Genomic DNA, 13111 nt, shown 5'->3' on the forward strand with positions numbered 1-13111 from the left:
ACTATCTTTTCATATTAATAGCTTTTTGTATCATTTGATCACTTGTAGTGATGCTTTTTGAATTAGCATCAAATGCTTTTTGTGTAACTATAAGGTTTGAAAGCTCCACAGCTAAATCGACATTAGACTGCTCTAAATAGCCACCTTTAAACTGTGCTGTATTAATCACTTTTCCATCTTTGAAAATAAAATTAGCATCACCACTATTTGCCGTTGAAGCAAATATATTATCACCCATAGCAGCAAGGCCTTGTTCGTTTATAAAATTATACAAAGCAAGTTTGCCCACTATAACATTTCTACCATTGCTAAATTGTGCGACTATACTCCCATCATCTGCTATATGATATTGACTAAAAAAGCCTTCAGCCACCCCATCTTGTTTTGTAACTATATTGTTTGCAAATCCCTCTTTAACATAAATCCCATTATAACCTGATCCAGGTTTATTAGCATCATAAACGCTGCCTAAGTCTATATTGATTTTCCCACCATTTGGGTTTGTAATACTTGTAATATTATTTTCAAGCAAAGCACCTTGTTCATTAAAAACCACACTTCCTTCACTAGCACTACCTATAGCATTTCCATTAAAATCATAAATTTGCGCAATGGCTTTATATTGTATATTATCACCCTCTTGAGGTAAAATTCTTTCTAGCGTGATTCTAAGAGTACTTTTGCTTCCATCAGCATTATAAATAGCTGATTCTAAAATGTCTTTATTGGCTTTTTGCTGCTCTGTTGCAATTTGCACTGTATCAAGCTTGATACTTGCTTGATCTAAACCTTTTAAATCAAGTTCATTGCTTTTAAAATTTAAATTTTCATCTAAAGTCGTTTCAAAATCAATTTTAACTCCATTCCCATCTACAAAATTCAAAACTATCCTATCGCCAGCCTTAGCACTAAATACTTCTTCTTTGCTTACACTACCACTAACTATATATTTTCCATCTGCGGTTTTTGTAATATTAAATTTATTAGGATCAAGATCTAAGGTAAGCACTTCAGTTTTTGTATTAGTGCTTAAACTTCCACTCCATTTGACATTTTGGGTTACTTGAGGGGCTAAATACATATTAAGAGGGACTTTAATAGCACCTTGTGAGGCAGCTGTTCCCATACTAAAAGGATCATTTGAATTTACAGTAAAACCACTATTTACAGAAACTCCTGTATTAAGATAATCCCCCATAAGCCCTGCAACCCTATCACTATAATTTATTCCTGTAAAAGCAGGGTTCATAGTCCCTAAAACAAAATTTCCATAAGAATCGACTAAAAATCCTTCAGCATCTCTTCTAAAAGCTCCATTTCTAGTATAATAAGCATTACCATCAGCACCTAAAACACCAAAAAACCCTTTTCCTTGTAAAGCCACATCAAATTCACCCTCACTAGCAACAGCAGATCCTTGCTCAAAAACAAGCTGAGAAGAAGCCACACCACTGCCATATCCACCTTGTGCAGGATTTGTTGATTGCGTGGTTACTGTAGTATAAAAAATATCCTTAAATTGTGCATCAGAATATTTAAATCCTGTAGTATTTACATTTGCAATATTATTAGCACTCACATCAATACCAAAACTAGTGCTTTTAGCCCCCAAAACCCCGTTATAAAATGAATTCATCATGATCTAGGCCTTTTCTTCTTTGCTCTCATCTTCTGTTTTATTCTCATCTTGTGCAGACTCAGAATCTCCTGCATTTAAATCACCGTTTGAAACACTTCCACTAGGAAAAGAAGAACTACTAGATTTATACTCAGTTATCTCTTTAATCGCATCAAAAGGAACTTGTTGCCCCGCCATTTTTGCATAAGCAACCCCATTTTCAAAAACAACCCCTTCAATAGGATAAGTACCATAATTTGCAGTGATCTTTTCACCATTTTTATTATTATAAACCATCTTAACACTATATTCACCATCTCCTGCATAAACCCCATCATTATTCCTTCCTGGCCATTCCATGGTAAATAAACCTTTTGAAATAGATTTAGCATCACTTTTTTCGCTAAAAACAAGCTTATTATTACTATCATAAATCTCTAGAGTAACTCCATTTTCATCTGAGTCTTCTGGTAAATACATTTTAAGTGCAATAAGCTCATCTGATCCTGTGAGTTTGATAGTATTATTTGTAACTGTTGCCATTTTTCCAATAGCGGCTAAAGCCGAAGTACTCATACTTGTAGTAAAAGAATCTGAAAGTTTTTGCATAGTTTCAACCATCTTTTGCATAGTAGTATTAGTATTTTGCTGCATTTCAAGTGCACTAAGTTGAGAGGTTTGAGTTAACATTTTATCACTATCCATTGGATCTGTTGGATCTTGGTGTTGAAGCTCTATTAAAAGAAGTTTTAAAAACGCATCTTTATCTAAAGTAGCATTAGGATTACTCACTATTGTAGATGTATTGCCACTTTCTCTTAGTGTATTAGAAGAATTAGGATTGACACTTGCGTTAAAATTATCTAAATTCCAATCTGATGATATCATTATAAACTCCTTTTTTACTCTATTATATTTTATAGTTAAAGCAATAAGTATTCCAACTTAGAAATACTTTGCTAAAACAAGCTCTAGATTAATTTTTTCTCCCTCACTCTTTCCTTCTAAAATATCCTTAAAACCGGTGCTACTGCGATTTTTTCCTTGATTTTGGTTTTGCTCTTTTTTCCCCTGATCGCTAAAATTCATTTCAAGACCTGTAAATCCCATATTAACAAGAGAATTTTTAAATTCTACTTGATGTTGCATGAACAAATTCATTGCATTAGTATTAGAATTAAAATTGATATGAAGATTATTTCCCCTTTGGATTAGAGTTACTTCCACTTCACCAAGGTTATTAGGATTTAATTTGATATTGAGTTTTGTAATTGGGGTCTTATAATCATCTAATGCTTCTTTTAAATCTTGAGAAAAGTATTGTAAAGTTTCTTTAGGACTAAGATTTCGCGTGCTATTTTGCGTAACTTTATTTAAATCTTTCACTAAAGAATTTAAATCATCTAAATTATTCTCGTGCGTGTTTTGACTAGGTGTTTTTACCTGTTCTTTGATCACAGTTTCTTTACTGCTATCATTATCAATTTCTTTTTGCATCATTTGAGTTTTATTATAATTTTCACCTTGGACTTGGTTTAAATTTTCAACATTTATTTTTTGCTCTAAAGAAGAAGACTTTGTATCTTTCATCTCTTTGGCATTAGTTTTTATATCTTTAATTAAAGTAAAATCTTTTTGTGTTAAATTTGAATTTTGGGAATCTTTAAGGATTTCTTTATTTGACTTTATATTAAGATTTACATCCTGTTTATAATCTTTTAAATTTTTATTTTGTTCTTTTACAGGATCTTGATTTAACTTATTCTCCTGAACTTTATTTGTTTCTTTAATAAAATTTTTATTTTCTTTATCTTCTTTATTTAAAACTTTAAAATTTGGTAAATCTTGACTTGAAATATCCTCTTTTACACTCTTAGTTAATAATTTTTCCTGTTGTACATTTTCTGTAATTAAATGTCTAGTTTTACTATCTTTACTTGCATGATTTGATTTTTTATCATCTATTTTAATACTCTCATTTAATGATTTTTTATCCTTTTTTATCTCTATTGCATTTTGTACTTTTACCTTATCAATCTTTTCATTTTTATTTTCTTTAGATAAAAGCATAGAATCTAAATTTTTTAAAGTTTGAGAAAGTAAAGAAGGACTAAAATCCTTAGGCTGAGAATAAGATTTTTGCTTTAAAAGATGTGAAGAATCTTGTAATTGCTGATTTAATTTTTTGCTTAAATCAGCAATTTTATCATTAATAAGCTGTTTAAAAATACTATCTATACTGCCTTTAAAAAAATCAGCCTTATCCAAGTTAGGAAAAGTACTCTTAAGATCAAGAAGACGATCTATTTTAATATCTTTTACATTTAAACCTAAATCTTTTGCAATATCTAAAAGTTCATTAAGATTAGATGCACCTTTTAAAGCATCAAAATTAGCCTCTGTTTTTACAAACTCAGGAAACTGATTGCTCAAATTTCCTAATTTAATATCTTTTGTAGGTGCTTTTAATTTATCTAATAAAGAAAGAATTTGCATCAAAGGAGCTGATTGAAAAATGCTTATTTTATCACTTTCATCAAAAACTCCTTTCTCAAGTCTACTCATGGCTTCGTTAACAATTTCTTTTTGATCAATTTTCATGCGATCAGGTAAAAATTCATTAGTTTGTTCAAGGGAACGAAGTAAAGAATTTAAAAAACTCTCTGTGTTATCTTGAGTACAATTTTTACTGTCGTTAGCTTGATGTTCTTTATTTTCACCTGCCTTACCCAAAAGACTCCCTTTAATAGAAATCTTAGAGGATTTAAGATGTAAAATCTCATGTTGCGAAGATAAATTCGACATCATTTTTCCTTAAAATTATTTTAAAAAATTGCCTGCCATTAGCTTAGGAAACTGTTCTTTTAAATAAGAATTTCCATAAACTTTAATCATTTTATCTTTATTTAAAACAATTAAAATATTTAATAATTCCTCTAGATTTTTGGCCTTCAAAATTTTTTCTAAATTTTCTTCATTTTCTAAAATTTCTGTAAGCTCGCTTGAAATTCTTGCCATTTTTTCACTTTTATTAGATTTTAAAATTTCTAAAAGATTTAAAACTTGAAATAAAAATTCATTTTTTCTCTCAAACGCACAGTTTTTAAATTCGATAAAGAGATCTTCATTTAATGGTTTTGACATTTTAGCCTCCTTGAGTTTAAGACTTCAAAGCAAGAAATGTTCCAAGTTTTGATAATTTGTAGTTTAAGCTAAATTTTTATATAATCTACACTTTTAAAAATTCAGCTTTGGAGAAAAATTTGGAAAATATTAGAAACATTGCAGTCATAGCCCACGTTGATCATGGCAAAACCACTATGGTAGATGAATTATTAAAACAATCAGGCACCTTTAATGAAAGAGAACAGATTTCAGAACGCGTTATGGATAGCAATGATATAGAAAAAGAACGCGGCATTACTATACTTTCAAAAAACACAGCTATCAACTATAAAGGAACAAAAATCAATATCATAGACACTCCAGGGCATGCTGATTTTGGGGGAGAAGTAGAACGCGTTTTAAAAATGATTGATGGCGTTTTACTTTTAGTAGATGCACAAGAAGGCGTTATGCCACAAACTAAATTCGTGGTAAAAAAAGCCTTATCTTTAGGACTTAAACCTATAGTTGTGATCAATAAAATAGACAAAGCAGCTGCAGATCCTGAAAGAGTGATTAATGAGATCTTTGATCTTTTCGTAGCCCTTGATGCTAATGATGAACAACTAGACTTTGCTATTGTCTATGCTGCAGCTAAAAATGGCTATGCTAAACTTGATCTTAATGATAAAAGCGACAATATGGAGCCCCTTTTTAAAACCATACTTGAAAGAGTCCCTGCACCAAGTGGTACTAATGACAATCCTTTGCAACTTCAAGTTTTCACCTTAGGATACGATAATTTTGTCGGCAAAATAGGAATTGCAAGAATTTTTAATGGCATTGTAAAGAAAAATCAAAATGTCATGCTTGCAAAAGCTGATGGTACTAAAGTAAATGGTAGAATTTCTAAACTTATAGGTTTCATGGGTTTAGAAAAAATGGATATTGAAGAAGCCAAAAGCGGCGATATTATAGCTATAGCTGGATTTGAGGCTTTAGATGTGGGTGATAGTATTGTAGATCCAAACCAACCTATGCCACTTGATCCTTTACGCATAGAAGAACCTACCTTAAGCATAGTTTTTTCTGTCAATGATGGACCTTTAGCAGGAACAGAAGGAAAGCATGTCACTTCAAATAAAATTGCTGAACGTTTAGAAGCTGAAATGAAAACTAATATCGCGATGAAATATGAAAGTACAGCAGAAGGTAAATTTAAAGTAAGTGGTAGAGGGGAGCTTCAAATCACTATTTTAGCTGAAAACATGCGTAGAGAAGGTTTTGAATTTTGTATGGGAAGGCCAGAAGTTATAGTAAAAGTAGAAAATGGAGTCAAAACAGAGCCTTTTGAACATTTAGTCATTGATGTACCAGAAGAATTTAGTGGTGCAGTGATAGAAAAATTAGGAAAAAGAAAAGCCGAAATGAAAACCATGGCACCAACAGGCGATGGCCAAACAAGATTGGAATTTGAAATTCCAGCACGAGGACTCATAGGCTTTAGAAGCCAGTTTTTAACTGATACTAAGGGTGAAGGCGTGATGAATCATAGCTTTTTAGAATTTAGACCCTTTAGTGGTGCGGTAGAAAAACGCAATAATGGGGCTTTAATTTCTATGGAAAATGGAGTGGCTTTAGGATATTCTTTATTTAATCTCCAAGATCGTGGAGTGCTTTTCATAGAACCTCAAACTAAAGTTTACACAGGTATGATTATAGGCGAACACTCACGCCCTAATGACTTAGATGTCAATCCTATTAAAGGGAAAAATCTCACCAATGTAAGAGCAAGCGGAAGCGATGATGCTATCAAACTCATCCCACCTAGAAAACTTAGCCTTGAAAGGGCTTTAGAATGGATAGAAGAAGACGAGCTTGTAGAAGTAACGCCTATAAATGTACGCGTACGCAAACGCTACCTTGATCCAACCCAAAGAAAAAGAATGGAAAAAACAAAATCTTAATGGATTTAAAAAGCTTAGAAAACCAAAGACTCTATATATTCAAACGCTTAGGAATTTTAAAATTTTTAAGTATTATAGAGGCCTTACTCATAGCTTTTTTAGCCTTTGTTTTTATAAAAGATGCCCTAATAGCTATAATTTTAGCTATTTTTGTAGGCGTTTTTTTCTTCCGTTTTACATCTAAAAAACTCAATTTTGCTAAAAAAGAATTAGAACTTAATGCTTTAAATTTATTTTTACGCCGTTTTGGAGGAAGGTTAAAAAAAGAAAGCTTAAGCCAAGAAGATTTTTTAAAATTAGAACTTATACAAAATTTGAAAGAATTTAAAAGTCAAAATTGCTTTGATTTTAAAGATTTTAAAATTTATGATATTCAGTATTTAGATGAAAACAAAAGGCTATTTTGTGGAATTTTGCTTGAAATTTTAAAAGCAAATAAAAATATCAAATTCGAAGATCAAGAACAAATTTATATCAAAGTCCAAAACAAAAATTTCACTCTTGATCATATCTTTTCTAAACAAAACTACTATCTTATAGCCACTTTAAGCAATCCTTTTTTTATCGATTTAAAAAAGGATCTTGCAAATAATTTCACAATCTTAGAACACAATTTAAATTCCATAAAAAATAAATTCTTCTAAACCTTAAAAATCAATTAAATGCTTTCTTAACCCATGTTTTAAAAGCTATAAAAATCAAGGCTTTTAATCTTCTTTAGCTAAATTTTCAAGACTTCTAAGTCCATCTTCTCCTATTAAATTCTCACCTTTTAAATCGCTAAATATAGCATTTAAAGAACTGACTATAGCTGTAGAATTAAAACTTAAATTTTCTATGGCTTTTTCTCTTTTTTTCCATATATTTTGCAAAGCCCTTTTTTCAGCTTCTAATTCTTCTTTCATATTTTGATAGGTTTTAAGTATAAAAGTAATTTGTGTATTAAATTCTTTAGAATTAAGATACTCATATAAAATATGATTTTTTTCATCCTTGTTTTTTAAAGCATTTTTTAGTTTATAAATATTCATAATGCTTTCTCTAAGCACAGCTAAAACCCCTTTAAATTCAAAAAAAGTACAAACTAAAATCCCTTCTTTAAAATGCGTTTTTTCTCTTTCTTTTGGCATAGTTTTTGTAATTAAAACAGCTATATCACTTCTTGCTGCTATACTATCGAGTTTAAGTTTATCAAGCCATTCTTTATTAAATTCTTTAGTACGCTTAATCTCATACAAAATACTCCCACAAATATTCCCAAAATTATCTTTAACCACGTGCAAGCAATCTGCCCCACTTATACCCTTTGGTACTTCTTTAACTTCATCACTTAAATATTCTTTTTGGATGTATTCTTGTATAAACAATTCTGCTGCTTCGCCCTGAAGTTGTTGCGATCCTTGATCTGCTTTACGCTTTAACACATCTAATTCTTGTTTTACAGTATTAAATTGTATTTGAAGCTCTTTATGTGCCATTTCTTTTTCTTCATATTCTAAACGAATTTTTTGTTTTTGTAATTCTAAATTCTTATTTTCTTGTTCTTTAAATTCTTTTAAAGCTTCTTCTTTGATTTGAAATTTTAACCTTTCTTCATTTTCTTTTTGCTCTCTTTTAAGCTTTTCATTTTCGGCTTTCACGCTTAATAACTGACTTAATTCTTTGCTTTTTTGATCTAATTCTTCTTGCATAATTTTCACTTCACTTTCATGCTCTTTATGAAATTTTTCACTGAATTCTTTTTGAAAATTTTGTTTTTGCATAAGGAAATCTTGTTGAATTTTTTGCTTTTGTAAAAGAAGTTCTTGACTTACTCTTTCATTGATAAGTTTTTCTTGATCTGCTTTTTGAACTTTTAAATCGTTTAAAGCCTTAGCATACTCGATCTTTTGCTTGTTAACTTCATTTTGAAATTCTTGCTTTTGTTTTTGAAACTCTTCTTGAACTTGATTTGAAATTTGTATATATAAAAGCTCATTTATATCCATAAAATTACCACAATTTGGGCATTTAATTGGATCATTTTGATTTAAATTTTGCATAATTTTTCCTTCAAATTTTCTCACAAATTTAACATAGAAAAACAAAGATTATTATAAGATTGACTTGTTAAAATGATTTTTTAAAAGTAATTAGGATTATAAATGCAAAAACACACTAAAATTCATGGCTTTGCAAAATTCAAACTCATTATCATCCTTGCTTTAATGTCAAGTATAGCCCCGCTTTCTACAGACATGTACCTCCCTGCACTCACTCATGTAAAGCAAAGTTTTCAAACCAATTCTTTTTTAACCCAACTTAGCATTGCAAGTTTTTTTGTCGCCTTTGCTTTAGGACAGCTGATATATGGTCCTTTAAGTGATATTTATGGGCGTAAAATTTCTGCTTTAACAGGGATATTTTTCTTTATCATTTCAAGTTTATTTTGCGTGATTATTGATAATATTTATGCCTTTATCGCTTTAAGGTTTCTTCAAGCTCTTGGTGGTTGTGCAGGAGTAGTAATAGCAAGAGCGATTGTAAATGATTTATTTGAAATTAAAGAAGCTGCAGCTGTTTTTGCACTCATGATGGTTTTTACCTCACTTGCACCCATGCTTTCACCGACTTTTGGAGGATTTTTATTAGAATATTTTTCATGGCATAGCATTTTTGCGACTTTATTTGCTTTAGGAATTTTACTTTTTGTAATGGTGCTTTTTGGCTTAAAAGAATCCGCACCCCATCTTAAAAAGCAAAAATTCTCCTACAAACAAGCCATAAAAGGCTATAAATTAGTGCTTAATGATAAATATTTTCTAATTTACATACTTTGTGCTTCTTTAGCTTTAGCTGCAATGTTTGCTTATATTACAGGGTCAAGCTTTGTTTTTACACAATTTTTTGCCCTAAGCGAACAAAAATTTGCATTATTTTTTGGTATTAATGCTTTAGGATTTATAATTTGTGCCAATATTAACGCTAAATTAATACAAAAATTTCAAAGCGAAAAAATACTTTCAAAGGCTTTGATAATCATGTTTATATCAACTATTATTTTGCTTGTAAATGCATTTTTTTATCCTCATTTTTTACTTTTTCAAATAAGTATTTTTACAAGTATAGCCATGCTAGGATTTATCGCACCTAATACCACAACCTTGGCTATGGCAAGATTTAAAGAACATAGCGGAACTGCCTCTGCTGTACTTGGAACAGTGCAATTTAGCTTTGCAGGATTGATTTCTTTTATAGTTGGAATCATAAATGCTAATACTCCTATAATCCTTGCTTTGGTAATGTGCATTTGTGTTTTAATGGCAAATATGATATATTTATTAATAAAATCAAAGCATCAAACCCAAAGGAGATAAAAAATGAAAATCAATGCTTTTGTCATATCACTAGCTATAGTATTAGCCAGTTTAATACTTGCTATAGGCTTTTACAAAAGCTTAAACGAATTTAAAATACTTCAAAGAAGTGTGACAGTAAAAGGATTAAGTCAAAAAGATGTAGAAGCTGACACTTTAATATTACCTATAAAATTTACAAGATCAAATAATAATCTTGCAAATTTATACAAAGAACTTGAACAAGATAAAGAAAACCTAATCCAATTTTTAGAAGAACAAGGTATAAAAACTGATGAAATAAGTTCCAATGCCCCAAATATCATAGACAAATTAAGCGATCCTTATAGCAATGACAAGCAGGCTGTATACAGATACACAGGCACAAGAACCTTACTCTTATACACAAAAAATGTAAAACTTGGAAAAACCATACAAGAAAAAATTTCAACACTAGGCAAAGAAGGTATAGTGCTAACAATTGATGATTATGATATAGAATATCTTTACACAAAACTTAATGATATAAAACCTCAAATGATAGAAGAAGCTACAATCAATGCTAGAAATGCAGCGATTAAATTCGCACAGGATTCAAACAGTAGTTTAGGCAAGATAAAAAAAGCATCCCAAGGACAATTTAGCATTACTAACAGAGACAAAAATACTCCTTATATCAAAACCTTAAGAGTGGTATCTACTATAGAATATTACTTAAAAGACTAAAAAATTTGCAAGCTAAAACTTGCAAATTAATATTTTTATACAGCTTAAAAACCTTTTTTCTTACTAATTAAAATGAAATAATTTTTACTCCTTTTTATTTAAATTGAATATAAAAATTTATAAAGCTAACTTTAAAAATATATTTTAATAAATGAGAAAATTTGACACAATATAAAAATTTTTAAATATTTTTTCTCAAATATATTATTTTTAAATTCATAAATATCTTTAGTTTTGTTAAAATAAATTTTACATAATTATTCAAACAAAGGATTAAAATGCGTTATTTAGCTCTATTTGCAATTTCAATCACGTTAAGTTTTGGTGCTGCTAATGCACCTATACAAGATAGAACAGGCACAGGACTTGTCTTATCAAGTCATAAATTAGCCAATGAAATAGGTAAAGAAATCCTTGATAAAGGTGGAAATGCCATAGATGCAGCTGTTGCGGTGGGTTATGCTCTAGCCGTAGTACATCCTTCAGCAGGTAATATAGGCGGTGGGGGCTTTGCTGTTATCCACTTAGCAAACGGTGAGAACGCTACGCTTGATTTTAGAGAAATGGCTCCTTTAAAAGCAAGTAAAGATATGTATCTTGATAGCAAAGGAGAAGTGATCAAAAATGCTTCTACTATAGGCTATTTGGCAGCTGGAGTACCTGGAACAGTCAAAGGTATGAGTGCAATACTTGATCGCTATGGCACTATGAAACTAAGTGATTTAATAGCACCTGCTATAAAACTTGCTGAAAAAGGCTATCTTATCAATGACAGACAAGAACAAACCATGCTAGAAGCTAAAACTATGTTTGAACAATTCCCTAGCTCAAGCAAATATTTCCTTAAAAAAGACGGTAGTACTTACAAAAGTGGAGATTTATTTGTTCAAAAAGATTTAGCAAAAGCTTTAAAACTAATTGCCAAAGAAGGACCTGATGCTTTTTATAAAGGAAAAATTGCTGATTTAATAGCAGCAGATATGGCTAAAAACAATGGTATCATCACTAAAGAAGACTTAGCTTCCTATGAAACCATCTGGAGAAAACCTGTAGAAGGCACTTATAGAGGTTATGATATCATCTCTATGTCTCCACCTAGTAGTGGTGGTGCTCACATCATACAAATTTTAAATATCATGGAAAATGCTGATATACAAAATTTAGGCTTTGCAAGCTCTAAAACCTTACATATCATGGCAGAAGCTATGCGTCAAGCTTATGCAGATCGTTCAGAATACCTAGGAGATCCTGACTTTGTTAAAGTCCCTCTTGAAAAACTTATAAGCAAAGAATATGCTAAAGAAATCTATATGCACATTCCAAAAAATAAAGCTTTACCAAGTTCAAAAGTTAAACCAGGTTTAGGACAAATTCACGAAGGGGAAAATACCACTCATTATTCTGTATTAGATAGCAAAGGTAATGCAGTAAGTATCACCTATACTATTAATGCAAGCTATGGTTCAGGTGCTGCTATAGAAGGTGCAGGATTTTTACTAAATAATGAAATGGATGATTTTTCAATCAAACCAGGAGTACCAAATTTATATGGACTTATAGGAGGACAAGCTAATGCTATAGAACCTAAAAAAAGACCTTTAAGCTCTATGAGTCCTACTATCATACTCAAAGATGGAAAAGTATTTATGGTAGTAGGAAGTCCAGGTGGTTCTAGAATCATCACTACCGTTTTACAAGTCATCTCTAATGTAATTGATCATAAAATGGATATTTCAACTGCTGTAGAATCTCCAAGATTTCATATGCAATGGTTACCTGATGAGATAAGAACAGAACCTTTTGGGATTATTAAAGATGTCCAAAACAATCTTGAAAAAATGGGATATAAAATTACCCAAAAGCCTTATATGGGTGATGTAAATGCCATAATGATTGATCCAAAAACAGGAAAAATCTTAGGTTCTATGGATACAAGAAAAGAATTTTAAAACTATGACTTGTCTTTGAGATTTAAAGACAAGTCATAACAATCTTTTATTCTTAAACTTTTTATATCATAAAATTTTATACCTTTTTTAAAATAATTGAAAAAATTTATTTAAAACCAAATTCCAAAATCCCTTCAATCTCTTCTCAACTCATATTCTCATCATTACCATTTAATTCTATGAATATATAAAACTTATTTTATTTAATAAATTAATTTTTCAATTTTAAAATAAAAATAATATATAATAATATATTATACAAGTATAAATACTATAAAATAAACTGTAAGCCTCTACACAATAATAATTTAAAAGATTGAAATAAAAAAAAGAAAAACTAAGAATAATAAAGCAGTCTAACAAGTCCGCAATGAGTTACTTTCCCCCTACCAGTAAGGTGTAGTATCATCA

Annotated in this window: 10 protein-coding genes; 5 read left to right on the forward strand and 5 right to left on the reverse strand. The window is 30.3% G+C overall.

The window, feature by feature from the left end; all coding sequences use genetic code 11:
• Nucleotide 1: 1 nt before the first annotated feature.
• From GRQ01_RS00790 to GRQ01_RS00805, 4 genes are read right to left on the reverse strand one after another with little or no spacing between them, the layout of a single operon-like run.
• Entirely contained in the window at nt 2–1639 is a 1638-nt protein-coding gene (locus tag GRQ01_RS00790) for a flagellar hook-basal body complex protein (protein ID WP_158333955.1), read from the reverse strand.
• Between the two features lie 3 nt (nt 1640–1642).
• On the reverse strand, nt 1643–2506 hold the full coding sequence (locus GRQ01_RS00795; RefSeq protein WP_158333956.1) for a flagellar basal body rod modification protein: 864 nt from the start codon (nt 2504–2506) through the stop codon (nt 1643–1645).
• A gap of 57 nt (nt 2507–2563) precedes the next feature.
• Nucleotides 2564–4423, reverse strand: a complete 1860-nt coding sequence (locus tag GRQ01_RS00800; RefSeq protein WP_158333957.1) for a flagellar hook-length control protein FliK — start codon at nt 4421–4423, stop codon at nt 2564–2566.
• Nucleotides 4424–4438: 15 nt separating this feature from the next.
• Nucleotides 4439–4762, reverse strand: coding sequence for a hypothetical protein (locus GRQ01_RS00805; RefSeq protein WP_158333958.1), 324 nt, complete (start codon nt 4760–4762; stop codon nt 4439–4441).
• A 119-nt stretch (nt 4763–4881) separates the two neighbouring features.
• Here GRQ01_RS00805 and typA point away from each other — a divergent pair, with 119 nt between their 5' ends.
• Both typA and GRQ01_RS00815 read left to right on the forward strand, forming a co-directional pair.
• Nucleotides 4882–6690, forward strand: a complete 1809-nt coding sequence (typA, locus tag GRQ01_RS00810; protein ID WP_158333959.1) for a translational GTPase TypA — start codon at nt 4882–4884, stop codon at nt 6688–6690.
• Nucleotides 6690–7334 (forward strand): poly(A) polymerase, encoded by a 645-nt coding sequence (locus tag GRQ01_RS00815; protein ID WP_158333960.1) that lies wholly within the window; start codon nt 6690–6692, stop codon nt 7332–7334. The genes typA and GRQ01_RS00815 overlap by 1 nt, the downstream gene beginning before the upstream one ends.
• A 63-nt stretch (nt 7335–7397) precedes the next feature.
• Here GRQ01_RS00815 and GRQ01_RS00820 read toward each other — a convergent pair whose 3' ends face one another.
• Nucleotides 7398–8732, reverse strand: a complete 1335-nt coding sequence (locus GRQ01_RS00820; RefSeq protein WP_158333961.1) for a DUF2130 domain-containing protein — start codon at nt 8730–8732, stop codon at nt 7398–7400.
• Between the two features lie 102 nt (nt 8733–8834).
• Here GRQ01_RS00820 and GRQ01_RS00825 point away from each other — a divergent pair, with 102 nt between their 5' ends.
• The 3 genes from GRQ01_RS00825 to ggt all read left to right on the forward strand — a co-directional run bounded on the left by GRQ01_RS00825 (nt 8835) and on the right by ggt (nt 12700).
• Complete coding sequence (locus GRQ01_RS00825; protein ID WP_158333962.1) at nt 8835–10046, forward strand: multidrug effflux MFS transporter; 1212 nt, start codon at nt 8835–8837, stop codon at nt 10044–10046.
• A 3-nt stretch (nt 10047–10049) separates the two neighbouring features.
• Nucleotides 10050–10751 carry an SIMPL domain-containing protein gene (locus GRQ01_RS00830; protein WP_158333963.1) on the forward strand — a complete coding sequence of 234 codons (702 nt, stop codon included), beginning with the start codon at nt 10050–10052 and terminating at the stop codon, nt 10749–10751.
• 278 nt (nt 10752–11029) lie between these two features.
• Nucleotides 11030–12700 carry a gamma-glutamyltransferase gene (ggt, locus tag GRQ01_RS00835; protein WP_158333964.1) on the forward strand — a complete coding sequence of 557 codons (1671 nt, stop codon included), beginning with the start codon at nt 11030–11032 and terminating at the stop codon, nt 12698–12700.
• The last annotated feature ends 411 nt before the right edge of the window (nt 12701–13111 follow it).

Origin of the sequence: Campylobacter bilis (assembly GCF_016806695.1) — a bacterium.
GTDB lineage: Bacteria > Campylobacterota > Campylobacteria > Campylobacterales > Campylobacteraceae > Campylobacter_D > Campylobacter_D bilis.